The sequence below is a fragment of the Vicinamibacteria bacterium genome (genome assembly GCA_035570235.1).
GTDB lineage: Bacteria > Acidobacteriota > Vicinamibacteria > Fen-336 > Fen-336 > DATMML01.
The window spans coordinates 1-23,878 of sequence record DATMML010000011.1 but is presented as its reverse complement, the minus strand read 5'-3'; the positions used below and the strand labels follow the sequence as shown (position 1 = coordinate 23,878).

Below are 23,878 nucleotides of genomic sequence, written 5' to 3'. Positions count from 1 at the left end.
GCTCCGGGGGGACGCGGGAGCGGCGGTGCCCAGCCTGAGCTTCGGGCTATAGGCCCGGCGGAAGGGCGTTTCGCCCGGGAACGTGAATGGGCATGCTCGCGGCTACGGGGGGGCGTTGCAGCCACGGCGACGAGTCGCGCATCAAGCTGGTAACGAACTGCGCGCTGTTTCTTGAAGCGTGGGTAGCGAGCCCGCTTGGAGTAGATGCTTTAAGGGCCCGCTCCAGATCCCGAAGCGACTGGGTGAGCACATAGCTCGAGACTTCCTTCAGCCAGGGCACCTCGGCCTGCTTCAGCTTGGTCACTTGGCGCGAGAAATCGACGCAGGTGATCCTCTCCTGCCGCTCACGCCAGGCCGGGGAGACTGTTTCCAGGCCCCGGTTATAAACCCAGCGCGCAGCCCCGAACTCCCGGGCCACGCGGCTCTGCTGCCGCGGCGTCGGGTACGCCCGGAACTAGTAGGCGCAAATCGCCACTGTCGTGCTCAGCCTTCACTAGAGGGCGCACCGGGCCTCTGCTGACCCAACCCGGCCCGGCGGGTCCCTCCCCAACTCCGAAGCATCACGCGAGAGGTGGTCAGGAGAGGTCCGAGGGCACGGCCGGGCGCGACCCGAGGCGCGTGCTCACGCGCAACTGCCTTGGTCCCGCCTCCTCTCGCCCGGCCCCTGCGAGCCCGCCTTCGCCAGCATGGACGCAGGGATCAGCGGCAGGGGGACCACATCGTCCACCGCCCCCCTCACGATGGCCTCCCTGGGCATACCGAAGACCACACAGCTTGCTTCGTCCTGAGCGATGGTGGAGCCACCGGCTCGCTTCATGGCCAGCAGGCCGTCCGCCCCGTCGGCCCCCATCCCGGTCAGGATCACCCCCACCGCGTTGGGCCCGGCGGCGGCGGCCACCGACCGGAACAACACATCGACGCTCGGTCGGTGGCGGGAAACCAGGGGACCGTCCGTGACTTGCACCGCGTAGTGAGCCCCGTCGCGGACCACGATGGTGTGGCGATTGCCGGGGGCGATCAGTGCACGGCCCTCCACCACGCGATCGCCGTGGGCCGCCTCTTTCACCTCGATGCGGCAGGTCTGGTTTAGCCGGTCTGCGAAGGCCTTCGTGAAGATCTCGGGCATGTGCTGGACGATGACCAGCCCGGGGCAGTCCGGAGACAGGCTCTCCAGAATGACGCGCAGGGCCTCAGTCCCGCCCGTCGAGGCTCCAATGGCGAGCACGCGGTCGGTCGTCACCCGGAGGCGGGGTCCGGCAACCGCCAAGCCGGCCTCTCCCCGGTGGCCAGACGAGGCGGCGGAGTGGGTGCGCGGCCGGAGGCGGGCGGCCGCTGCCCCCCGCAAGGCCTCTTCGAGGGCGATGGCGGAGTCTTGGAGGAACTCGCGGATCCCCAGTCGGGGCTTGGCTACCACCGCCACCGCACCCTCTTCCATCGCCTGAAGCGCACCTTGGGTGCCCGCCCCCGCGAGACCGGAGCAGACGACAACGGGGATGGGATCCTCGGTCATGATCTTGCGCAGGAACGACAGGCCGTCCATCCGGGGCATTTCCAGGTCGAGAAGGATCACGGACGGACGCGACTGAGCCATCTTCTGCATCGCGATCAACGGGTCCGAAGCTACCGCCACGTTGAATCCCACTCTCTGCAGGATCGCGGTCGTCACCTGTCGGACGACCGCGGAGTCGTCGACCACCAGCACCTCCAGGCGCTCCGGATCACGCAGGGTCCTCATGCCTGAGGCCCGCCCGCGGGAACGTACACCGTCGGACCCGCGCTGCGCATGCGGGCGTTCAGGCCCGCCACCGTCTCCGCATGTCCCAGAAATAAGTAACCCTGGGGGTCCAGGCGGTCGATCAGCCTGTTCATGACCCGCGCCTTGGCGAGGGCGTCGAAATAAATGAGAACGTTCCGACAGAGGATGAGGTCAAAACGGTCCGCGAGTGGGAAGGGCTCCGCATTCAGGTTGAGTCGCTGGAAACGCACGCGGGAACGTATTTCTGGACCCGCCTTCATGTTTCCCGCTTGCGGGCCCGTGCCCTTCAGCATGAAGGTCTTGAGGTATGGAGGCAGGATCTCTTTGGCCTTGGCCAGCGGCCAGACCGCGGACCGGGCCTTCTCCAGGGCACGCGTGGAGAGATCCGTGGCCAGGATGTCGATCTCCCATCCCGAGGAGGGAGGGAAGCGGGCCAGGAAGGACATGGCCAGGGAATAGGGCTCCTCGCCCGTCGAGCAACCCGCACTCCAAACGCGCGCCCGCCTCGGCATCTTTCCGCCCTCGCCTCGCGCGACCCACTCCGGAAATACCCGACTCTCCAGGAAGGCAAACTGCTTTGGTTCGCGGAAGAAGTGGGTTTCGTTGGTGCAGATGCAGTCCAGCATGCGCACCCGCTCCCCCTCGTCGGACTCCACGAGCCGGTAGTAGGCCCCATAGTCGAGCCCGAGCTCGCGGAGCCGCCGCGCCAGCCGTCCCTCGACCAGGGCTTTTTTGGCGCGAGAGAGATGGATGCCCGCCTCCCGGTGGATGAGGGCCCGGAAGAGTCCGAAGTGGCGCTCCGACAAGGACGCGGGACCGTGCCGCAGACCGCGGAGGGCGGTCGGGGTTCCTTCGCTCACCATCGTCGCATCATCTCCATCGCGGACCTCGTCCCCGGTTCCCTGTCCTTACTCCCCACTCTCTAACCCCATGTCGGCGATGACCCCGGTCTCATGACCCCGACGAGGTGTTGTCTCGGACCTGACCCCCTTGCCCCCACGCCTCTCGGGGGCGGGCGGGGACGCGGCTGCCGGTTGCTCCATAGCTCGGCCGAAACCCCCTACTCAGAAGCGAACGAAGCCCTTCTCCGCTCGCTCCGGCACCGCACCCCGCCCGTTGCCCCCGCCCGACCCCGGTAGCAGGGACGACGATGGTTTGGCCGGCATTGGAGGCCGCGGGCTGATGACGGGGACGGCATTCATGATCTCTTGGGGCAGGCGGAAGTAGGACACCCGCTCCTCGAGAGCGGCGCCCTGGGAGGCCATCTCCGCCGCGGTGGAGCTCAGCTCCTCCGCCGCGGAGGCGTTCCGCTGCGTAACCTGGTCCACCTGGACCATGGCCTTGTTGAGCTGGCCTATCCCCGACGACTGCTCCATGGAAGCCGCCGTTACTTCCTGGACCAGGTCCGCGGTCTTGCGGATCGAGGGGACCAGATCCGTGAGCAACTGGCCCGTTCGCTCCGCCAGCTCCACGCTCGAATCGGCCAGCCCCGAGATCTCCTTGGCCGCGATTTGGCTCCTCTCCGCCAGCTTCCTGACCTCGGTGGCCACCACCGCAAAGCCCCTCCCGTGCTCACCCGCCCGCGCGGCCTCGATCGCGGCGTTGAGAGCAAGAAGATTGGTCTGGTAAGCGATCTCGCCCACGATCGAGATCTTGGTCGCGATCGACTTCATGGCCCCCACCGTCTGGGACACCGCTTCTCCGCTCTCCGCCGCGTCTCGCGCCCCCTGGGAGGCCATCTTCTCCATCTGACGGCTGTTCTCCGCGTTTTGCGTGATGGAAGCGCTCATCTCCTCTAGGGACGATGTCGTCTCCTCCACGGAGGCCGCCTGCTCAGAAGTCCCCTCGGAAAGAGCCTGGGCGGTGGCGCTCACCTGGTCCGAGGCCCCGGAGAGGCCCGTCGCCGAGGCGCGTACGTCCCCTACGACCTGGGCTAGGCGCTCCACCATCGTCTTCATGGCGAAGAGCAGGCTCGAGCGGTCCTCTGCTCGAGTGGCGATGGCCAGCGTGAGCTCTCCCTCCGCCACCCGCCGCGCCACCTCCGAGGCATATTCCGGCTCCCCGCCCAACTGCCGGGTGACGGAGCGAGTGACGAGGCCGCCGGCGATGCCCGCGCCCGCGATCGCCAGTGAAAAGACGACGCTGGCGAGAAGAAGGGCGCCCTGGTAGGTGGCCAACGCCTCGTCGTATCGCCGTTGGGCGAGCTTTTTCTCGACGTCGATGAGCCCATCCAGGCTGCCGCGCAGCTCTTGGTACGTCATGTCCGCCGTCTGCAGGGCGGCCAAGCCCGTGTTCACATCGACGCTCGCAAGGTCGACGGCAGTCGCCACGTGCTTCCGGTAGTTGGCGAGCTGACCCAGGATCGCCTCCAGGTGCCCCTTCTCTTCATCGCTCAGCCGAGCCTCGCCCGCCAGCCCCTTCGCGATGGCGGTGGCACCGTCGATCTGGGTCATCAACTCGGCGGACTTATGCGCAATCTTGGCCGGGTCGTAGTTTCCGATCCAGGTCACGAGACGGTACACGGCAGCATGAACTGCGTCGATGTCCGCCAAAGCTTGATCTGCTTTCTGGAAGATCCCGAAGCGGGTGCTGAAAATCTCCCTCATCGCGACCTGGTCGGTGCTCAAGGCCCGGTAGACCACCGCCCCGAACAGGAGCAAGAAAAAAAGGGCTAGCCCGGGGGCTAAGAGAATGCGCTGATAAAGCTTCAAGACATCCTGCCTTTCCGTGATTTGCGGCCGAAGCGCGGACACGACCGGACCCTACCGCTTGTAAATCCCCACGCAGACGGCCGTCGACTCGACCCGCTCGCAATAGGTGGATTTCGGCAGCACCTTCTTCGTCAGGGGATCCGTGAACTTGTAGTCGTGCCAGAACTTTCCCTTGCCGCGGGCCAGCTCGACCCTCTCCTTGACCCAGGCCTTTCCGTCCGCGTCACGGAGGTCGATCAGATCCTTGCCCACCATCTTTGGGTTTTGTCCGTGGGCCAATACGCGGCCCTCGAGGTCGTAGACCACGACGTAGAGGTCACGGTCGACAAATCCAGGGGCCTTGTCCGTGAAGTCGGCGTAGGCCCGCTCTGAGCCCACGGCCTTAATGCGGGCGACTCCCCTGTCCACCATGGCCTCCGCTTCCCGGGCGGTGCCGAACTCTTCTTTGGCGGCCTGAACGAGCCCGCTCGAACCCACCATCAACGCCAGAACCCCGACTGACATCATTCGCATGCGCTTTTCTCTTCCTGCTCTCCGTAGAGCGTGGCCTCGCGCGGCGGCGCGTCACGAGGCTCGGTTAACAGGGCCTGCCCGCCTTTCGCCGGCCGCCCGGCGATGGAGCGACCGCTCAAGACCCCATCTCTGTTGGAGGGACGGGCTGGTCCCGCTCGGCGGGGCTCGGCTCCCCGTCCCTTCGTGCCTCGGGAGGGACGGCGGCGGTCGGGCCCGCTTCTTGGCGTGTCATCTCCAGCTCGTCCAGTGACAGCAACTTGTCGATGTCGAGTAGGAGGACGAATTTCCGGCCTGCCCTTCCCATTCCGATCAGGCAGTCGACCCGTACCCGGGTCCCGAACGGCGGGGGTGGCTCGACCTCGCTTGCCGGCAGATCGATGACCTGGCTGACGGCGTCGGCCAGAACACCCATCACCGCCCGTTCACCATCCAGGTTCACTTCCACCACCACGATGCACGTCCGCTTACTGATCACGCTCTCCGAGAGCCCGAACTTCACCGCCAGATCCACCACCGGCACCACGCTCCCGCGCAGGTTGATGACCCCCCGGATGCTCGGGGGGGTGGTCGGCACCTTGGTGAGGGTGTCGTACTCCAAGATCTCCCGCACTCGGAGAATGCCGATCGCGTATTCCTCCCCGGCTATTTGGAAGCCGAGATACTGGGCCTGCTCGGCCACGGTCGGTTGGCTTGCCATGGACACCTCCTAGAACCGCTTGAAGTCCGCGTCGGCGCCGGCCGTGCGGTGCCAGGCTGGGCTCTCGGGCATGGCTCGCGCCTCGCCGTTGCTCTTGCGCGGGACGGCACGGGCGGTGGTGCTCCGCGACAGGGTGGTCACCTGGTCCGGACCGCCCTCCAGGGCCGTAACCTTGAAGTAGGAGACGAGCTGCTGCAGAGCCTCCGACTGAGCCGCCATCTCCTCCGCGGTCGAGGCGAGCTCCTCGGTCGCGGCGGCGTTGCGCTGGGTCACTTGGTCCACCTGGGTCATGGCCCGGTTGATCTGGGCGACCCCCGAGGCTTGCTCGGCCGAGGCGGCTGTCACCTCTTGCACCAAGTCAGCCGTCTTCCGGATACTGGGTACGAGGTCTCCCAAGAGTTGCCCAGACCGCTCGGCCACGGTTACGCTTGACGCGGCCAAACCACTAATCTCCTTAGCCGCGGTCTGGCTTCGCTCCGCAAGCTTCCGCACTTCTGTGGCGACTACGGCAAAACCCCGGCCGTGCTCCCCCGCTCTCGCCGCCTCGATGGCCGCGTTGAGAGCCAGGAGGTTCGTCTGGTAGGCGATCTCCTCGATGATCGACACTTTCTCAGCAATGCTTCGCATCGCCACCACGGTCTCCTTCACCGACCGGCCCCCCTCCTCGGTGTCCTTCGAACCCTTGATCGCCAGCTGCTCCGTTTGGCGGCTGTTTTCCGCATTCTGGGTGATGGAAGCAGACATCTCCTCCAGGCTGGCGGTGGTCTCTTCGACCGAAGCCGCCTGCTCGCTCGTCCCCGCGGAGAGGCTCTGCGACGTGGCCGCGACCTGGGCCGAAGCCGCCGACAGCGCGGTCGCACCCGCTTTCACTTCACCGATCGTCTGGGTGAGGCGGCCCACCATCTCCGAGAGCGCGTTGCCGAGTGCGTCGCGCTCGGACTGGGGGTTCAATCTGATCGTGAGGTCTCCGCCCGCGACCGCCGCCGCCGCTCCTGCCATCCGCTTGAGGGAGGCCACCATGCCCTGCAAGGACTTGAGGAGGAGCCCGGTTTCGTCTTGGGAATCGACTTCGATTAGGACGTCGACCTCACCCGCCCCCACCCGCTCCGCCACCTTCACGGCCTGGGCCAGGGGCGCGGTGATGCTCCGTGTGATGACGACCCCCGCCGCGCCGGCCAGAGCCAGAGCCGCCAGGATCACGCCGAACACGATCGCGTTGGTGCGCCGCACGGCTTCCGCCAGCATGGGCTCGACGGACTCCATCGCCTTGGAGTGCTTGATGGCGAACTCGTAAGCCGCGTCCTCCAAGCCGTGGATCGGATCCTTGAATGGCAAGATGGCCGCGTTTGCCTCCTGAGGCGTCTTCACCGCCCCCTCGCGAATGCCCGTCAGCACTCTCTGAAAGCCATCCTCATAAGAATTTGCGTCTTTCCGCATGCTGCGGACGGTCTCCCGATCGGTCTCGCTCTGGGCGAGCTTTTCTAGCTCGTCCAAACGCTCATCCAGGCGCTTCTTCTGGTCCTTCCACTTGGCCACATATTCGGCTTCCTTGTCCGGCGAGCCGATGTTGAGGAAATAGTCCTTTTCGAAGCGCCGCAGGCCCAGGGTGGTCGCGCGCGCGCGCTCTGAGTGCTCGACGAGTGGGGCGCTGACCCTGAGGATCTCGTGGGCAAGGCCTGCCACCCGCTCCAGCCCCCAGTACCCGGCGGTGGCCACTCCTCCGATGAGGACCAGGATCAGGCCAAACCCCAGGCCCAACCGCTTGCCAATCCGAAGGTTCTTCACCATAAATGTTCTCCTTGCCATTGCTGGCCTCAAGCTCCCTGACTCTCCGCTTTCGGAGCGGACCACTGCTCGTGTTTCGCCGCCTCTTGCCCCCGAAGGGCCTCCGCCAATAGAGAAGGCACGTCCAGGATCATCGCCACCCGCCCCGTGCCGAGGATGGCGGAGCCGGCGACTCCGGAGAGCCCTTGGAAGAGCCGCCCCAGGGGTTTGATGACGGTTTGGAACCCGCCTTCGAGGTGGTCCACGACGAGGCCGACCTGCCGTCCCGCGTCCGGCCGTACCACGACCACGTGCTCCCTCTGCCCGGGCCGAGCGCCGAGACCGAATAGCCGGCGGAGCCGGAGATAGGGCAGGGCCGCACCGCGCAGGTTGATGACCCCGCCCTCCCTCGTGTCGCTCGAGGCCTCCTTCGGGAGCTCCAGGCACTCGACCACGGCCTCCAGGGGAATCACGTACGCCTCGTCTCCCACCCCCACGATGAATCCGTCGATGATGGCGAGAGTGAGGGGAAGACGCAGGGTGATGGTGGTGCCGATGCCCTCCTGGCTGCGGATCCCGACCTTCCCGCGCAGGGCCATCACATTGCGTCGTACCACGTCGAGGCCGATGCCGCGTCCCGACAGCTCCGTCACCGTCTCCGCGGTGGAGAAGCCGGGCTCGAAGACCAACCGCTGGATCTCCTCTTCCTCCTTGTGCTCGGCGTCGATGCCCCGCTCCCGGGCGCGCTCAAGGATCCGCTCGCGGTTGAGGCCGGCGCCGTCGTCCGCGATTTCGATGACGATCGTGGCCCCCTCGTGGCGTGCGCGCAGGGCGAGGGTCCCGCAGGGATCCTTGCCCACCGTCCGGCGCACCTCCGGCGCTTCGATGCCGTGGTCGAGCGCATTGCGGATCATGTGGGTGAGGGGGTCGCGCACCTGCGCAATGACGCTCGTGTCCACCTCCACGTCCTCGCCCTCGAGGATCAGGCGGGCCTGTTTGCCCTGGCGAGCGGCCAGGTCGCGGACCGTCCGCACGAACGCTCGGAACGTCCCCCGGAGGGGCACGAGCCGAACCTTCATGACCAGCTCCTGAAGATCGAGGGAGAGACGGTCGACCTCCCCCTGCGCCTCCAGGACCGGGGCCGGGGCCCCGTGCTGCTCGAGCATCCGCCGAAGGCGACCGCGAGCGATCGCGATCTCGCCCGTCAGGTCGAGCATCCGGTCAAGGCGGTTGATGTCCACGCGGAGGCTGCGATGCTCCGCGGGACGCGCGGGCTCGGGGGTGGCGGGCTCTTCCCCGCGGGGGGCTCCCCCGGACCCCGTGCTTGGCGGTGGATCGTCCACCCCCCCCGCCCGGCGCGAGAGCTCCCGCAGAAGCGCCTCATGAACCACGGTCAGGGCCTCGCCGCCGTTGACGGCGGCAGGGACTAGGTCGCGGAGGGCATCGACGGCATCCAGCAAGAGCGTGACCAAGTCCCCCGTCACCGGAATGGCGCGGTTGCGCACGCGGTCCAGCAAGTCCTCCAGGGTGTGGGAGAGGCGCACCAGGCCTTCGAATCCGAGGGACGACGCGTTCCCTTTCAAGGTGTGGGCCACCCGGAAGACCGCGGCCAAGAGCTCTCCGTCTTCCGGACGTGACTCTAGGCCGACCAGGGCCTCCTCCATCATGGCCAGTCCCTCTTCGGACTCGCTCAGGAAAGTCTGGAGAACGGCGTCGCGATCGATGTCAAAATCCATGTGCCTTCACAGCTCTTTCAGCCACGCCGCCCCGGTGGCGGTGTGGAAGATCAGCTTTCGGCCGCGATGGCCCCCGGTGTCCTGACTGGAGATGGGCACTCCCTTCTCCTGAAGGAAGGCCACCGCCCGGTCGACGTTTTGCCCTCCCAGATGGTGTTCCCGGCGTCGGAACGCCTGAATCATGCAAGCCCCCCCGAAGACCTTGGCTTCCACGTTCCGGGGCCGGGCGCCCAAGCTGACCAGCCGGGCCAGAAGGACCTCCATGGCGACATTGCCGAACCGGGTTGAGGAGGTGCCGTTTCCGGCCCAGATGGGCAGCACGAAGTGGTTGAGGCCCCCGATGCCCCGGTCCCGGTCCCAGAGGCAGACCGAGACACAGGAGCCGAGAACGGTCGTGACCGACGCCGGTTCGGCGGAGGCAAAGAGCTGCCCCGGGTGGAGGTACACGCTGGGAAGCGCGCTCTCCCCGCCGGGGGCTTCCTCACTACCAACTCCCGACACTCCCGCGGACATTACGGAGCCGAAGCCGACGAGACGGGCGCCCCGGCGGTCAGAGACGTGCAATAGAGGGCGACCGCCGCTTGCGTCGCCAGGAGGTCGAAGAGCTCGTTATCCAGGGGTTGGAACCCGTCCTTGTGCGGCAACAGTCGGAACAGAGCCAGGGCCCCCATCACCCGCCCGTCGAGTTTCAGCGGGATGCAGGCGCTCAAGTGCGCCTCCTCGGAGGAAGCCCCCTCCCGCCCTTCGCGTTCCACGACGTGGACGGTGCCCTTCCGGACCGCCCGGCCGATCAGCCCTTGCCCGACCGAAACCCGTTGGAAGGGACCGGGGGCAATGCCGAAGGAGGCAATCAGCGAGAGCGTTGAGCCCATGGAATCCAGCTCGAAGAGAGCCATCTCCTCGGAACCGACCAGGTTGGCTACGATCTCCTGTATGGTCGACAAGACCACCCGTCGGTCCAGAGTGCCGTGCAGCTGGTAGCTGGCAACGTAGAGGTTCGCGAGATTGGAGTTCTGCTGTTCGACCGCCAGGTACTCCTGGGAGAAGCGCTGGTTCTCGTCCTCCACCAGCTTGAGGCGGCTCTCCAGGTCCCGCCGCGCGGTCTCATGGCCATCGATCTGCTGGCGGAGATCGGCGATTTGACCCCGAAGGCGGCGCTGTTCGGCGGCGACCCAGCTGCTCTCTTCCTGCAGAGCCTCGTTTCGCGCGAGAACGGCCTCGAGTTGGCTGGCCTTGCCCGCCAGGGCGGCCCGTTCGCTCTCCACGGCGGCCACCCGACGCCGGAGGTGCTCGTTCTCGGCGAGCAGGGTCTGGGCGTATCGCTGGGTTTCGCCCTGTACCCGCCGCACGTATTCGCCGTGTTCTTGCCCTTCGTTCTTCATCCCGAACCTCACTCCCCCAGATAGTCGCGAACCTTTGCGAGGAGCGCGACGGAATCAATGGGCTTGGTCAAGTAGTCGTTGCAGCCGGAGGCGAAGCCGGCCTCGACGTTCTCGCCCTCCCCACGCGTGGTGACCATGATCACGGGTATCTCCTTGGTGGCCTCGCGCCGGCGGAGTTCCTTGAGGGCATCCAACCCGGTCATGTGAGGCATCACGACGTCCATCAGGATGAGATCGGGGAGTTCGGAGACGGCCTTGGCTACCCCCTCCGCCCCATCCCCCGCGATCACGAGCTGGTAGGGGCCATTCCTCAAGATCATCTGTTCCATCAGGAGGGCCGTCTTCGAATCATCGACGAGCAAGATCTTCTTGCGTGCCATCTGTTTCTCCCTGAGCTCCATCGGCGGGCAGGACTGCTGTCTTCCCGCCGCCACGCCGTCAATTCACTCCGGTTTGGTCTGCGGCCACCGCCGGCAGGGAGTCACTGAGCAACACTCTTGCCAAGTGCTCGGCGGCGCCCTCGGTTCCGGCTAAGCTCTGCCGGGCGCGATACTTCTTCTGGGGAGACGGAGACCCCAAGCGACAGAGGCTCCGGGATCCCGGACCTTCCCGTCTCGAATCCGGGACGGGGCTCGAGTCAGGCGCTATCGTTTATGCAGGAGGGAGGGGGCGCGCCCCCGGGGCGTCGGCTCCGGCCCTTCTAGCGGCCGGAACTGGGTAGGCGGATCCCGTGCTTCCTAATCTTTTCGTAGAGAGCGCTCCGGGACAGGCCCAGCGTGGTGGCGGTGCGAGGCACGCTCCACTTCTCTTCCCGCAGCATGGCTTCGATGTGTTGGCGCTCCGCCTCCACCAGGCTCGCGCGCGGGCGCGCGCTGGGCACGGCCGGCACCGACGTATCCCGTAGGTCTTCCGCTTCCAACACCGTGCGCTCGCTCAACAGAACCGCCTGTTCGAGCACGTTGCGGAGCTGCCGGATATTGCCGGGCCAGGAGCGCGAACCGAGGGCGCTCTCCGCCCCTTCCGAGAGCCGCACCCCGGGTCGACCAAGCTCGCTACCGATGCGCGCCATGAAGCTACGGGCGAGAAGGACGACATCGCGACCCCTCTCACGCAGGGGGGGCACCACGAGGGAGACGGTGTTGATTCGGTAGAACAGGTCTTCCCGGAACTTCTCCTCTTGAACCAGCCGCACCAGGTCCCGATGGGTGGCCGCCACGAGGCGCACATCCACTTGCCGGTCCCGCACATCGCCCAGCCTGCGGAAGCGGAGTTCCTCCATGACCTTCAGAAGCTTGGGCTGCACCTGGAGATCGACGTCGCCAATCTCATCCAGGAAGAGGGTTCCCCGGTGCGCCATCTCCATCAGGCCGGGTTTGGCGGTCACCGCCCCCGTGAATGCCCCCTTCTCGTGGCCGAACAGCTCGGTCTCCAGCAGGTCCCGCGACAGGCCCGCGCAATTGAGATCGACAAAGGCCTCCTCGTTCCGGGGACCGTTCTCGTGGAGCCAACGGGCAAGCACGCCCTTGCCGGTCCCCGTCTCTCCTTGGATCAGGACGGGGATCGAGGAGGCCGCCACCCGGCGGGCCTGCGCGGCAAGCTGGCCGATGGCGGGGCTCTCCCCCAGAAATGGGTCTACGGCCCGCCGGGCCTGCGAGGACTTCCCTACCAGGGAGGCCTGGCGCATGCGCTGATTCTCGAGCGCCCGCTCGATGACGACCAAGAGGGCGGGCAGCTCGACGGGCTTGGTGAAGAACTGCTCCGCCCCTTCCTTGATGGCCGCCACCGCGAGGTCGATGGTGCCGTGTCCGGTCAGCATGACGACGGGAATGGCCACGTCCAGCGACTTCAAGCTCCGGAGAAGCGCCAACCCATCCCCGTCGGGCAGGGAGAAATCCATGACCACCAGATCCGGGCGCTGTCGCTTGAACGCTTCCTGCGCGGCAACCAGGCTCTCCGCCTCCTCCACTTCGAAGCCCTTCCCGGCCAGAAAGCGGCGCAGCGGAACCCGCACGTCCTGATCATCGTCCACGACGAGGATGCTGCGCTTCTCGGACATGCTTCACCCTCGCGGGGCCTGCCCCATCGTGGGCAGGGTGACCGCGAACACTGCGCCTCCCCCGGCTCGATTCGCGGCGACGATGCTACCACCGTGCGCCTCGACGATCCGCTGAACGATCGATAGCCCGAGGCCTGTCCCGCCCCTCCGCCGACTGAAAAAGGGCTGGAAGATCCGCGGGATGTCCTCTTCGGGAAAACCCGGCCCTTCGTCCTCTACCGTGCACACGACGTTGAGATTCGGCTCCTCCCCCCCCCGGCGAGCCGCGGCGCGAACGGTTGCGCCCGCGGGCGAATGCTGGATAGCGTTCTTGATTAGATTCTCGAAGACCTGCTCCATCCGACCGACGTCCAGGGAGAGGACGGGCAGGTCGGGCGCGGCCTCTTCCGAGACCCTCACCCCGCGCTCGCGGGCCAGGGGCGCGCAGGAACGGAGCCCGCGGTGGATGACATCCTGGGCTCGGGCCGGCGACACCCGGAGCGCGGGCGGCTTGCCGTAATCCAACAGGTCCCTCATCAGATGGGTGAGGCGGGTCACCTGGGAACGCAAGAGGCCCGAGAATTCGGTGTGCTCCTCGCTCGTCCCGAACTCCGCGTCGAAGGTGTCCAGGGTGGCGGAGATGCTGAAAAGCGGATTGCGGACCTCGTGGGCCACCCCCGCCACGAGGGTACCCATGGCGGCCATAGTCTCGCTGCGCCGGAGCTTTTCCTGCAGGGCTACGAAGCTCGTGATGTCCCGTACGGTGAGGATCGTCCGCTCCTCCACCGCCGTTCCCGCGGGCGAGCGGTAGGCGCTCAGGTCCCAAGTACGGGTGCCCTTCGCATTCTGGGCGGCCATCGATTCCCGGGAGCCCGTCCGCCGGGAGACTCGGACCACCTCGGCCGCGCTGAGCCAGGGTTCCTCTCGCCCCACCTCATCGATGCGGTGGCCCAGCACCTCTTGGTATTCCTTTCCCAGGAGCTCGCGAGCGGCCCGATTGAGGCGGGCCATGCGCCCATCCCGGTCCAGGACGAGCACAGCCGTGTCCACCGCGTCCACACTCCGCTGCCATTCCGTGCCCGCGCGCTCCAGGGCGGCGCGCAACCCCTCCCGCTCGGCGTTGGCCTTTCGCTCGGCGGTGACATCCCGGGCCAGGGCGAGGCGAGCGGCCCTTCCCCCAAAGGCGATGGCCAGGCTGGTCAGGTCGATGTCGATAAGGGCGCCATCCTTGCGGCGCTGTTGGCGCAATCCCAGGTGGAGGAGGTCGGGCCGAGGATCGAAGCGGGTGGAAAGGTACCGCTCGAGATCGGGATCCCCGGGCACAGCCAGGTCCGGAACCGAGAGCCCGAGGAGTTCCTCGCGGGAGTAGCCATATTGCCGCACCGCCGCCTCGTTCACGGCCAGGAAGCGCAGCGTCGCCAAGTCCGACACCAGCATGGGGAGCGGATTGCCCTCAAACAGAAGCCGATACCGCTCTTCGGAGGCGCCCAGGGCCTCCTCCGCGGATTTGCGCGCGCTGATGTCCTGCACGAAGCTCTCGAAGTAAAGGGTTTGACCCGCCGGGTCCTTCACCGCGTGGGCCGACATCTCGGCCCAAAAAGGTGTGCCGTCCCTCCGCTTGAGCAGCACCCCGACGTGAGATCCCTGGCCAAGCTCTTCGTAGGCGGCGATCAGGCGGGCCCGCTCCTCGGGGTCGAAGTAGACCTCCCGGATGAGGTTCAGGCCGAGGACATCTTCGACCCTTTCGCAACCAAGGAGTTGAGCGAAGGCCAGGTTGGCGGTGATGACCGTCCCGTCTGGCCGCGCCTGGTATATTCCGATCGGAGAGAAATCGACAATGTCTCGGTACTTCTTCTCCGACGCGCGCAGGGCGTGCTCCGCGGCCACTTTTTCCGTGATCTCGCGCAGGGCGGTGACGCGGGCGGTCCGCCCCTTGTAGGGCACGGGCTTAGCGCGTATTTCGACGGGGAATATCGAGCCATCCCGCCGGCGCGCCAGATGGGAGTAAGGCTCGTCGGAGCTGTTGCGGAGGCGGGAGGTAACGAGCTCCCGGTGCTCGGGCGCCACGAACTCCAGCGGGCTCTGCCCGATCAAGGCGCTCAGCTCGCAGCCCAGCATGGTCGCGAGCTGGTCGTTCGCGTCGACGAAGACCCCCTCCTCGGTGATGGCGATCCCCTCAAAAGACGCGGCCGCCAGCCGTGCGAATCTTTCTTCGCTCTCCCGCAAGGCCCGCTCCCCGCTCTCCCGGTCCAGCGATGCCCCCAGGATGAGGGCGGCGGTCCGAAGGGTCTCGACCTCGGTAGGGGACCAGTGGCGCTCGTGGCGGGATTCGGCAAAGCCCAAGCAACCCCACCACCGGCCCTCCACGAAGAACGGCACCAGGAGGACGGAGCGAATATCAGAGTTCTTCAAGAGGGGGCTGCTGCCCTCGGGCAGCTCCCGGACCACCCCCACCACGGCTTGCCCCTCGGAGAGCAGAGCCTCCCACCGCGCCAATCCCCCCCGTCGCCAGGGGATGCTCTCGAGGGCGTAAGGAGCGATGCCAGGCGCGGCCCACTCTTGCCAGAGGCTGGCCCGAAGCTCCCCATCCGGAGCTTCGTGGTTCTTGAGAATGTAGGCACGGCTGCTACTGACGGCCTCGCCAAGCCGGGCCAGCGCCTCCGGCACCGAGTCCTCCCACCGGCCCGCTTGCAGGAAACGAGCCGAGCAGAAGGCCACCGCCTCCAGAATCCGGTCCCGAGTGCGCAGGTCCTCCTCCGCCTGCTTCCGGCCCGTGACATCCTGCTGCGTGACCCAGATCGCTCTTAGGTGTCCGTCTTCGACGATGCCGGTCGCGCTTGCCCTCGCCCAGACGGTGACCCCATCCGGCCGGATCCGGGGCGCTTCGCTCTCCACCAGCCGGTATCCCCCCCGCACAAACCCCCGCAGCCCTTCCCTCAGCTCCGACACCGCGGCTAGTTCGGCCAGCCTCAGGCCCTCGAGCCGTTCGCCGGCGGGTCGGCGCAGCATCCTCACGAACGCCTCGTTGCACTCCGCCAGCCGGGCCGTCCGCAAGATGTGATCCAGTTGTTCCGCCTCTGGCCGCTCGACGGCCAGAGGTTCGTCCAGGTCGAGACGGGCTATGCCCTCGCTGCTGAGAGCTTGGAAGGTCCGATATCGATGCTCGCTCTCCCGCAGCGAGGACGCCAGGTCCTCCCTCTCGCGGAGGGTCGACTCAAGCCTCCGGACGACGGCCTCCCGCTCCGCTTGGGCCTCGCGCCGCGCCCGCGCCTCGCGCTCGTAGGCACGAAACGCGACCAAGGAGACCAAGCCCCCGACCAGGGTGGCGAAAGCGATTGTCACCCAGTGGGACTGCCAGCGGCTGAACGCGTAGGGGGCGAGCGATTCCTTCGCGGTCTCGAAAGAGAGCATCGCGGCAAAAGTGAACGCGGCGACCATCGCCGCGCGCACGAGGGGAGTCCGACCCCCCACGCCGTCGCTCAAGGTCGTCGCCTTGCCAGGCGTCGGGCAGAGAATCGTTCGATCTGGGATCCCGGGCGGGACGGACGCGTCCCCCGCTCGCCGGGTGCGGCCCCGACGGCAGGGCCAGCGCCGGTGGTGGCCAAGAAACGGGGGGGGGCATTGCCCACCCCGCCCTGCCGCGGGAAGCTGGGACCCGTCTGCAGCCGGGACCCTCTCCGGCACGCGTGGTCACGAGCGCGGAGCCGGCCTCGCCTCGGCCGCGGCCCCGGAGATCGTGCTCCGATTTGCCTCATCGATCGTAACCGCTTCCAGAAACCAAGCCGGTGGGTCGCCGCACCACGCCACTACCTGCGGAGGAGCACTTGAGGGATGGGAGTCACTCTCGGTGTTTCCCGTACCCCAGGGCCGGGCCCGATGTCGGCCTCGCCTTCCCTTGGCGGCCAGAGTGCCGGTCCCGGGCGGGCCCGCTCCACCAAGCCCCTCCGCCCCTCACCCGAATTCCGAAGCGTCACTACGGGTCTCGACGAGAGTAGCAGAAACAGTTAGTGGATGCCGACGGAGCTAGGAAGCCCGCTCCGCGAGAACGATTCGCAGCCGACTCCCCCGCCGCCGGAAGCGCCGGTGCTCGGCGGATGCCTCCTCCATACGGCTCCCGACCGGCTTCATCCTGGAATCAAGACGGCCGTGCGACATCCCGGATCCCCGCTTTCGCGTCCTCCCTTACCCCTGCCCACGCAACCCTATCTCCTTCTGCGGGTTAGCGCGATGGCGGCTCCCCGCTCCCCTCGTGGCCCAGGCCTTGCACATGCTGCCCCCGGTGGAATCGGGACGCGTGGAGTTACCGTGAGCCTGAACGGCAACCTGGAGGACATGCCCCTCCTCGACATCCTTCAGATCATCGCTTTCAGCCAGAAGACCGGATACCTGACCGTCCAGACCTCGGGTGGCGAGGCCGCGCTTGTCTTTCGCGAGGGCCTCGTTGTCTCCGCCACCACTCCCGACAGCCTCCCGAACGACCCCCGCGTGGCTGAGCTTTCGGAAGAGAAGCGCGGGACGCTCATCCGGCAGCGGGTCGAGGTAGCGCTGGAGCAACTCATCCGCCTCCGGGAGGGGGCCTTCTGCTTCCACCTCATGGCGGAACCGCCGGTGGCGGTCGGGTCCCACGACATCTCCTCCCTGACGCTGCGCCAGGGCATCAAGCCCGAGGAGTTGCTGTTGGAGCTGGCCCGGACCATGGATGAAGACCGGCGGGACTCCGTGGCTTTGGTGGAATCCGGCTTTGCCGAGCCCATGGCAGAGCCGAGCGATGCCGGCTCCGCGGAGACGAAGCCGTCGGCACCCGCTCTCCCGGAGGAGAAGCCTCCCGCTCTCGCATCACCCCCCGAGACCGTTGCGGATCCCCCCGCTTCCGATCGTCACCGCATCGTGCTGCTCCTGGAGGACGAGGACGACCTTCGCGAGAGCCTGGCCCAGCGGCTCATCGACGCCGACTACCAGGTCGTGGAGGTCGGCCAGCCCTCGGCGGCGGTGAAGAAGGCCAAGGGCCTGGGAGATGTCGGGCTGCCCTTCACCCTTGTTGCCGACCGGGGGATGCCCACCTCGGATGGCTCCTCGTTCAACGGCGGCTTGGAGGTCGTGGAACGCCTTCAGAAGGCGGGTATGCATCCGCCCGTGCTCTTGATGACGGACCGTATGACCCGTACGCTCCACGCTCGCGCCCGGAGAGTGGGCGTGTCCCGCTGGGTCTTCAAGCCCGTGTTGTCCCGCCTCGACCCCGCCCAGTTCGAGGCAGACCTCCGGGCATTCGGCGACCGCCTACTGGAGATCCTGGCCCGGTTGGAGGGAGCCGCGGAGGCGGCCCCCGCCGCTCGGTCCTCACCCTTTGTCCAGCTCCCTCGAAGCGTCGAATCCTGGGACGAGGTCACCTCGCTCCGTCGCTGGCTTGACGAGCTCAGCCGTCCTCAGGACGCTCACCAAGTCTCTTTACTGGTCGTGAAGGCGGCTCGAGAGTTCTTCGAGCGCGCCGTCCTCTTCGTGGTGAAAGACGGAGAGTTGCGGGGGCTGGGAGGCTTTGGGCCCGAGGGCGATGAAGTCGGCCTGAAGGCGCGCGATCTGGCCCTCCCCCTGGCCGAGCCATCGGTGTTCGAGGAGGTGGTGGCGAGCGCCCGGCCCTACCGGGGACCGCTTTCGAAGGATGATTGGGCCCGCCTCGGTTCCACCCTCGGTCGAGTCCGTTCCCAGGCCGTGGCCCTGCTCCCCCTCGTCGCCCAGCGGGAGACGATCGCGTTGCTCCTCGGCGACAACCCCGCCACCGGGGCGGACTTCCGCCGACTGGAGACCCTGGAGGTGTTCATTAATCAAGCGGGGGTGGCGCTGGAGAACGCCTCCTTCCGCCGTCGGACGCACCCGGAGACCGGAGCCTGGGCCCGCGCCCCCCTCACGTGAGGGAAGACGCTCGGCCCCCGGCCCTAAGAGGAGTGACCTTTAGGTGGAACATGAGATGAGAGTCGGGCTGCACTCGACGAGCTGCTCCTGCCGGGGCGGCGCTTGGGTCGTCTTGGGAGAGGTTCCCGCCTCGCCCTGCGCGGGTTCTGGAAATGGCCCGGACCAGGGCCTTGTGGTCAGCCTCGGGGAGTGGAAGAGCCTGGGCAAGCCCGCCACCGCCGAAGACTACGCAGAGGCCAAGGCGCGGGTCGAGGGGGGCGAGCGGCGTGAGTTCCAACGGTTCGAGGCGACTATCCCGGTTCGATTGGGCCGGATGCCCTTCTGGAAGAACCCGACTGCCCAGGCGGAGGACACGGCTACGGAGGTGATCGCCCGGGGCGGAGCCTTGGTGCTGAGTCACATGGCGGTCGAAAAGGGCGAGGTGGTGGTGTTCGAGGCGGAGGGCGGCTTCAGAACGCGGGCGGAAGTCATGTACGTAACCGCCACCAAGGGCGCCACCGCGGAGGCGGTCTTGCGCCTAGGCCTCCGCTTCCTCGACGCACCCTTCCCGGACAACCTGATTCCCGCCGGCGCGAAACCCCTGACCGCCGAGGCCTAGAGCCGCAACCGCGCTGGGGATTGCGGGAGCCCTCCATCGCCTACCCCGGGGGGAGCCGTCGTCCGCGGGCGAGGCTTCTCCTGGTCAGCCCACCGGGGCCAGGAGCACCACCGAATAGCCGATCGCCGACCGCGTCCCACCGTTCCGGTAGGAGTGGCGCTGGTCACCCCGGAAGACCACGACATCACCGGGGCCGAGCGTCCACTGCTCTCCCGCCACCGCGAGCACGATCTGCCCGGCTTCGCAGGTCAGATACTCACGCGTGCCCGGCATGTGCGGAACGCCCGGGATCCGTCCCTGAGGCGGGATCTCCATGCGGTCGATCAGCATGGCCGGGATAGGGTCCGGAAGCAGACTGCGGACCACCCCGTCCCCCTGCTTGCGCGTCGGGAGGGCCTCTTTCGGGTACCGGCGGCCCGAGGCCCGGGGGGCGGCGGTCAACTCCTCGAGCGGCACCTGGAGCGCGAGGGCAACCTTGTGTAGCACTAAAAGGGTTGGATTGGCTGCCCCCGACTCCAAGTGACCCCAGGTGGCTCTGGGTATCCCGCAGACTTTCGCCATTTGTACCTGGGTGAGGCCGCGGGCCTCCCGGAGCTGTTTGATGTTCCTGGCCAAGCGTCCGGAGATCTCCCCCGCCATGGCCAGCAGGATAGCCCCCTGCCAATCTATTGGCAAGAACGCTCGCCCTCTGGCGGGGGCGACATACCTTTGAAGGCGGGAGGCAGGCCATGGATCTAAGGGGACGGTCGGTGCTCATAACCGGGGGGAGCCGGGGCCTGGGGGCCGCCCTCGGCCGGGCCTTGGCCCGGAAGGGCGCCCGGGTCGTGCTCGTGGCCCGGGGTCGCGCAGACCTCGAGGGGGTGGTGGCGGAGATCCGAGCCTCCGGAGGAGAAGCCCATGCCCTGGTGGCCGACGTCTCCCAGGCCGAGGCGATCCCCCCCTTGGTGGGGGCTGCCGCGGCCCTGGTCGGGCCCATCGACCTTCTCGTTCACAACGCAAGCACCCTGGGGCGGCTGCCCCTACGACTGCTCCTGGAGACGGAGGCCGAGGAACTGCAGCGGGTTCTCGAAACCAACCTTGTCGGCCCTTTCCGACTGACGAAGGCCGTGGCCGGATCGATGCTCTTGCGCGGGCGCGGGCTCGTCCTACACATCAGCTCCGACGCGGCCGTCGTGGGTTATCCGCGCTGGGGCGCCTACGGCATTTCCAAGGCCGCCCTCGATCACTTGGCGAGGATCGCGGCCGCGGAGCTCCGGGGGACGGGGGTGCGGTTCCTCGCCGTAGACCCCGGGGAGATGAACACCCGGATGCACGCCGACGCCGTTCCCGATGAGGATCCCGGGTCGCTCCGGGACCCCGCCCGCGTCGCGGAGCGCATTCTCGCCCTCATAGAACACGCGGAGAGTCTGGCCGAGGGGGCGCGTATCGAGGTGATGTCCTGGGCTCCGCATCCCCCCCTTGAGGCAGCGGGGGCATGACGCCCGCGACCTGGCCCCGCGCCGAGCCCGAGACGGCGCGGCTGCTGCGGATCGATCCCGGTCGCAACACGCTCTCGGACGCTCGGGTGGTTGATTTGCCTCGCCTCCTGCGCGCCGGAGACCTCATCGTGGTCAATGACGCCGCCACCTTGCCTGCGTCGTTGGGTGGGCGCACGTCCACCGGAGAGCCCCTGGAGGTGCGGCTCGTGGGCAGCGTTCCCGGAGGGGACTTCACGGCCGTGCTTTTCGGAGCCGGGGACTGGCGGCTGCGCACCGAGGACCGCCCGCCGCCCCCTCCCCTGCGGGAGCGCGAACGGCTGACCTTCGGCCCCGATCTCATGGCGACGCTGACCAGCATCTCCCCCCTCTCCGCCCGCCTCGTGAGACTCCGCTTCGATCAGGACGGAGAGGCCCTATGGAATGCGCTCTACCGCCAGGGCCGGCCGGTGCAGTACTCCTATATCGAGCGCCCGCTGGCCCTCGCCCACGTCCAGACCGCATACGCCTCGCGCCCCTGGTCGGCGGAGCTGCCCTCGGCGGGGCACCCCCTCACCCTGGGCCTGCTGCTCCGCCTCCGGCGGTCGGGGGTCGACCTGGCGACGCTCACCCACGCCGCCGGCCTCTCTTCGACCGGAGACCCCACCCTGGACGCCCAGCTGCCCCTCCCGGAGCCCTACGAGGTCCCCCCGGAAACCGTGGAGGCGGTGGAACTCGCGAAGGCCCGGGGTCGTCGTGTGGTGGCGGTGGGGACCACCGTGGTCCGGGCCCTCGAAGGAGCGGCGGCGGTAGGAGCGGGCCGGCTGGATCCCGGTAGGGGCGTCACGACCCTCCGGATCGGGGCCGCTCATCGTCCTCGCGTCGTGGATGGACTCTTGACCGGGATCCACGAGCCAGGCACCAGCCACTTCGCGCTTCTCACCGCCTTTGCGCCCACGGAACTGCTCGAGCGGGCCTACCGCCACATGGAAGCGGCGGGGTATGTCGGTCACGAATTCGGCGACTCGAGCCTGATCCTCCCGGATTGACCCGGGGAGGGGATCCGGGGCCGGTCCCCGCCGTCAGGCGGCCGTTCCTTCCCTCCCCTGCCGGCGGGCCCGTATCTCCCGGAGGGCGGTCACCATCCGCTCGCGGAGGGATTCGATAAAGCCCTCGATGTCCTTCCCCGCGGGCGCCTCGAACGGACCCAGGACCACCACCTCCGCCGAGCTGTCCGCGAAGCGCAGGCAGACATCGGCGAACGTGCGCACGTGCCAGAGCCCGTCTTCCACGATGCAGTAGACGGGACGCCGGGCGCGGGCCAGGACGACCTTCAGGCCCGTCCGCATGAATGGACCGATCTCGCCGTCCCGGGTGCGATGCCCCTCCGCGAAGATCAGCAGGGAGTGCTCCTCCCGCGCCACCTGCTCGGCCGCGGCCTGCATGCTCTTGACATCCGCCCGCGCCGACCCCGGCTCCTGCCGGACCAGGGGAAGCCGGCCCAGCCGGATTAGGGGTGACACCGCGGGCATGCCGTACCGGTACCGGGCGCGGGTGGGGATGAGCGGGTAGGGCCCCCGCACCAGGGCATAGGCGATGGGAATGTCGAGAACGGACTGGTGGTTCATGACCACCACACAGGTCCCCGGCTCAATCGCCCCCTGGATCGTGATCCGCACGTTGGCGAGCACCCGCGCCATGGCCAGGGTCAAGTGCGCTTGGAGGCGGAACCACCAGCCCACGATATTCCGGCGACGCGCAGGCCATAGGAGGGCCAGGGGCCAGACGAGAAAACGCTGGACGGCGCCGAACGTGAGGAGCATGTGGATGGCGTAGACAGCGAGGAACGCGCTGCTGCGGAGCGCCCGCATCACCCTCGCCAAGCCAGAAGGCGCGGGACGACCCGTCGCGGCCCGCGAACCAGAAATCTCAAGGCCCACCGTGCGATCCTCCGGCTCGGTCGGGGAAGGTTCACCCGGCGCCGGGCGTTCGAGATTATCACGAGGCCGTGCCCGGCCATCGCTTCCACGGGCCTCCCCGCTACAATAAGGACTCGAAAGGAGCCGCCCCCATGCCCGCCGCCGTCCTCGCCCTCGATCAGGGCACGACCGGGAGCACCGCCCTCGCTTTCTCGCACGACGGCCAGGTGTTGGGCCGCGCTTACTCCGAGTTCAAGCAGTTCTACCCCCAGCCGGGTTGGGTGGAGCACGACCCGGAGGAGATTTGGCAAGTCAGCCGCCGGGTCATGAAGGAGGCTCTGGACGCGGCCGGGGTGGGACCGGGAGAGCTCAGGGCCATCGGCGTCACCAACCAGCGCGAGACCACGGTGGTGTGGGAGCGGAAAACCGGTCGGCCGGTTCATCCCGCGATCGTCTGGCAGAGCCGCCAGACCGCGGAGATTTGCGAGCGCCTGCGGAGGGACGGCCATGAGCCTACCTTCCGCGAGCGTACCGGCCTCGTCCTCGACCCCTACTTCTCAGGGACGAAGATTCGCTGGATTCTGGACCGCTACCCCGAGCTTCGGGCGGGCGCCGCGGCTGGAGACGTGCTCTTTGGGACCATCGACACCTGGCTGCTCTTTCGGCTCACCGACGGCGCCGTCCACGCCACCGATCCCACCAATGCCTCGCGGACGCTGATCTTCGACATCCACGAGCGGCGGTGGGATCCCCGCCTCCTCCAGATCCTCGACATCCCCCCCGCCATGCTTCCCGAGGTGCGGCCGAGCAGCGGGTTCTTCGGGGAGACCGCGCCCAAGTCCGGCCTGCCCGCAGGGGTCCCCGTTTCCGGGATCGCCGGCGACCAGCAGGCCGCCCTTTTCGGGCAGGGATGCTGGGAGCCCGGTCTTGCCAAGAACACCTACGGCACCGGCTGTTTCGTGATGATGAACATGGGCCGGAAGCGGGTGAAGAGCACCGGGGGCCTTCTCGCCACCCTTTGCTGCGACGCCACCGGGAGTCCCGTCTACGCCCTGGAGGGGTCCATCTTCATCGCGGGAGCAGCGGTGCAGTGGCTGCGCGACGAACTCGGCCTCATCCACAACGCCGCGGAAACCGAGGCCATCGCGGCCGGGCTAAAGGACACGGGAGGGGTCTACATCGTCCCCGCCTTCGCCGGCCTCGGTGCTCCCTATTGGGATATGGGCGCGCGGGGGGCCATCGTGGGCCTCACTCGGGGCGCGGGACGCCGCCACCTCATTCGCGCCACCCTGGAGAGCATTGCCTACCAGACCCGCGACGTGATCGACGTCATGAACGTCGAGTCCGGGATCCCCATCCGGGAGCTCCGGGTGGATGGCGGGGGGGCGGCCAACGCGTTCCTCATG

General features: G+C 67.8%; 19 protein-coding genes and 1 pseudogene. 5 read left to right on the top strand and 15 right to left on the bottom strand.

Annotation, left to right across the window (positions count from 1 at the left end):
• Positions 1-46: 46 nt before the first annotated feature.
• From VN461_01420 to VN461_01360, 13 genes and pseudogenes are all read right to left on the bottom strand, one after another.
• Positions 47-442: pseudogene (locus VN461_01420) on the bottom strand (helix-turn-helix domain-containing protein).
• A gap of 180 nt (positions 443-622) precedes the next feature.
• Positions 623-1,735 carry a chemotaxis response regulator protein-glutamate methylesterase gene (locus VN461_01415; GenBank protein ID HXB53407.1) on the bottom strand — a complete coding sequence of 371 codons (1,113 nt, stop codon included), beginning with the start codon at positions 1,733-1,735 and terminating at the stop codon, positions 623-625.
• Positions 1,732-2,619 carry a protein-glutamate O-methyltransferase CheR gene (locus VN461_01410; protein HXB53406.1) on the bottom strand — a complete coding sequence of 296 codons (888 nt, stop codon included), beginning with the start codon at positions 2,617-2,619 and terminating at the stop codon, positions 1,732-1,734. Before VN461_01410 ends, VN461_01415 begins: the two co-directional genes overlap by 4 nt.
• Before the next feature lie 201 nt (positions 2,620-2,820).
• A complete protein-coding gene (locus VN461_01405; protein HXB53405.1) occupies positions 2,821-4,467 on the bottom strand; it encodes a methyl-accepting chemotaxis protein in 1,647 nt (548 codons plus the stop codon).
• A gap of 51 nt (positions 4,468-4,518) precedes the next feature.
• On the bottom strand, positions 4,519-4,980 hold the full coding sequence (locus VN461_01400) for a cache domain-containing protein (protein HXB53404.1): 462 nt from the start codon (positions 4,978-4,980) through the stop codon (positions 4,519-4,521).
• 115 nt (positions 4,981-5,095) lie between these two features.
• A complete protein-coding gene (locus VN461_01395) occupies positions 5,096-5,677 on the bottom strand; it encodes a chemotaxis protein CheW (protein ID HXB53403.1) in 582 nt (193 codons plus the stop codon).
• A gap of 9 nt (positions 5,678-5,686) precedes the next feature.
• A complete protein-coding gene (locus VN461_01390) occupies positions 5,687-7,465 on the bottom strand; it encodes a methyl-accepting chemotaxis protein (GenBank protein ID HXB53402.1) in 1,779 nt (592 codons plus the stop codon).
• Positions 7,466-7,491: 26 nt separating this feature from the next.
• On the bottom strand, positions 7,492-9,177 hold the full coding sequence (locus tag VN461_01385) for a chemotaxis protein CheA (protein HXB53401.1): 1,686 nt from the start codon (positions 9,175-9,177) through the stop codon (positions 7,492-7,494).
• 6 nt (positions 9,178-9,183) lie between these two features.
• Positions 9,184-9,624 carry a chemotaxis protein CheD gene (locus VN461_01380; GenBank protein ID HXB53400.1) on the bottom strand — a complete coding sequence of 147 codons (441 nt, stop codon included), beginning with the start codon at positions 9,622-9,624 and terminating at the stop codon, positions 9,184-9,186.
• A 65-nt stretch (positions 9,625-9,689) separates the two neighbouring features.
• On the bottom strand, positions 9,690-10,559 hold the full coding sequence (locus VN461_01375; GenBank protein HXB53399.1) for a GAF domain-containing protein: 870 nt from the start codon (positions 10,557-10,559) through the stop codon (positions 9,690-9,692).
• Between the two features lie 8 nt (positions 10,560-10,567).
• On the bottom strand, positions 10,568-10,939 hold the full coding sequence (locus VN461_01370) for a response regulator (protein HXB53398.1): 372 nt from the start codon (positions 10,937-10,939) through the stop codon (positions 10,568-10,570).
• Positions 10,940-11,259: 320 nt separating this feature from the next.
• The gene (locus VN461_01365) at positions 11,260-12,615 is read right to left on the bottom strand and encodes a sigma-54 dependent transcriptional regulator (GenBank protein HXB53397.1); all 1,356 of its coding nucleotides are present in this window, start codon (positions 12,613-12,615) and stop codon (positions 11,260-11,262) included.
• Positions 12,616-12,618: 3 nt separating this feature from the next.
• Positions 12,619-16,077, bottom strand: coding sequence for a PAS domain S-box protein (locus VN461_01360; GenBank protein HXB53396.1), 3,459 nt, complete (start codon positions 16,075-16,077; stop codon positions 12,619-12,621).
• Positions 16,078-16,899: 822 nt separating this feature from the next.
• Here VN461_01360 and VN461_01355 point away from each other — a divergent pair.
• Positions 16,900-18,501, top strand: a complete 1,602-nt coding sequence (locus VN461_01355; GenBank protein ID HXB53395.1) for a DUF4388 domain-containing protein — start codon at positions 16,900-16,902, stop codon at positions 18,499-18,501.
• 55 nt (positions 18,502-18,556) lie between these two features.
• Positions 18,557-19,099 carry a PilZ domain-containing protein gene (locus tag VN461_01350; GenBank protein HXB53394.1) on the top strand — a complete coding sequence of 181 codons (543 nt, stop codon included), beginning with the start codon at positions 18,557-18,559 and terminating at the stop codon, positions 19,097-19,099.
• 84 nt (positions 19,100-19,183) lie between these two features.
• Here VN461_01350 and VN461_01345 read toward each other — a convergent pair whose 3' ends face one another.
• Entirely contained in the window at positions 19,184-19,738 is a 555-nt protein-coding gene (locus VN461_01345) for an XRE family transcriptional regulator (protein ID HXB53393.1), read from the bottom strand.
• An 89-nt stretch (positions 19,739-19,827) separates the two neighbouring features.
• On the opposite strand from VN461_01345, the gene VN461_01340 reads away from it, so the two are divergent.
• Positions 19,828-20,577 carry an SDR family oxidoreductase gene (locus VN461_01340; GenBank protein HXB53392.1) on the top strand — a complete coding sequence of 250 codons (750 nt, stop codon included), beginning with the start codon at positions 19,828-19,830 and terminating at the stop codon, positions 20,575-20,577.
• Positions 20,574-21,602 (top strand): S-adenosylmethionine:tRNA ribosyltransferase-isomerase, encoded by a 1,029-nt coding sequence (locus tag VN461_01335; GenBank protein HXB53391.1) that lies wholly within the window; start codon positions 20,574-20,576, stop codon positions 21,600-21,602. The genes VN461_01340 and VN461_01335 overlap by 4 nt, the downstream gene beginning before the upstream one ends.
• Positions 21,603-21,635: 33 nt before the next feature.
• Here VN461_01335 and VN461_01330 read toward each other — a convergent pair whose 3' ends face one another.
• Entirely contained in the window at positions 21,636-22,424 is a 789-nt protein-coding gene (locus VN461_01330) for a lysophospholipid acyltransferase family protein (GenBank protein ID HXB53390.1), read from the bottom strand.
• A gap of 200 nt (positions 22,425-22,624) precedes the next feature.
• On the opposite strand from VN461_01330, the gene glpK reads away from it, so the two are divergent.
• Positions 22,625-23,878, top strand: a 1,254-nt coding sequence (gene glpK / locus VN461_01325) for a glycerol kinase GlpK (protein HXB53389.1), incomplete at its 3' end; no start/stop codon positions are given.

Excerpts from the sequence above, each read along its gene's own strand:
- VN461_01390 (HXB53402.1), bottom strand. The coding sequence starts at position 7,465 with ATGGTGAAGAACCTTCGGATTGGCAAGCGGTTGGGCCTGGGGTTTGGC.
- VN461_01400 (HXB53404.1), bottom strand. The coding sequence starts at position 4,980 with ATGCGAATGATGTCAGTCGGGGTTCTGGCGTTGATGGTGGGTTCGAGC.
- VN461_01395 (HXB53403.1), bottom strand. The coding sequence starts at position 5,677 with ATGGCAAGCCAACCGACCGTGGCCGAGCAGGCCCAGTATCTCGGCTTC.
- VN461_01330 (HXB53390.1), bottom strand. The coding sequence starts at position 22,424 with ATGCGGGCGCTCCGCAGCAGCGCGTTCCTCGCTGTCTACGCCATCCAC.
- VN461_01410 (HXB53406.1), bottom strand. The coding sequence starts at position 2,619 with ATGGTGAGCGAAGGAACCCCGACCGCCCTCCGCGGTCTGCGGCACGGT.
- VN461_01365 (HXB53397.1), bottom strand. The coding sequence starts at position 12,615 with ATGTCCGAGAAGCGCAGCATCCTCGTCGTGGACGATGATCAGGACGTG.
- VN461_01335 (HXB53391.1), top strand. The coding sequence starts at position 20,574 with ATGACGCCCGCGACCTGGCCCCGCGCCGAGCCCGAGACGGCGCGGCTG.
- VN461_01375 (HXB53399.1), bottom strand. The coding sequence starts at position 10,559 with ATGAAGAACGAAGGGCAAGAACACGGCGAATACGTGCGGCGGGTACAG.
- VN461_01370 (HXB53398.1), bottom strand. The coding sequence starts at position 10,939 with ATGGCACGCAAGAAGATCTTGCTCGTCGATGATTCGAAGACGGCCCTC.
- VN461_01350 (HXB53394.1), top strand. The coding sequence starts at position 18,557 with ATGAGAGTCGGGCTGCACTCGACGAGCTGCTCCTGCCGGGGCGGCGCT.
- VN461_01385 (HXB53401.1), bottom strand. The coding sequence starts at position 9,177 with ATGGATTTTGACATCGATCGCGACGCCGTTCTCCAGACTTTCCTGAGC.
- VN461_01340 (HXB53392.1), top strand. The coding sequence starts at position 19,828 with ATGGATCTAAGGGGACGGTCGGTGCTCATAACCGGGGGGAGCCGGGGC.
- VN461_01345 (HXB53393.1), bottom strand. The coding sequence starts at position 19,738 with ATGGCGGGGGAGATCTCCGGACGCTTGGCCAGGAACATCAAACAGCTC.
- VN461_01415 (HXB53407.1), bottom strand. The coding sequence starts at position 1,735 with ATGAGGACCCTGCGTGATCCGGAGCGCCTGGAGGTGCTGGTGGTCGAC.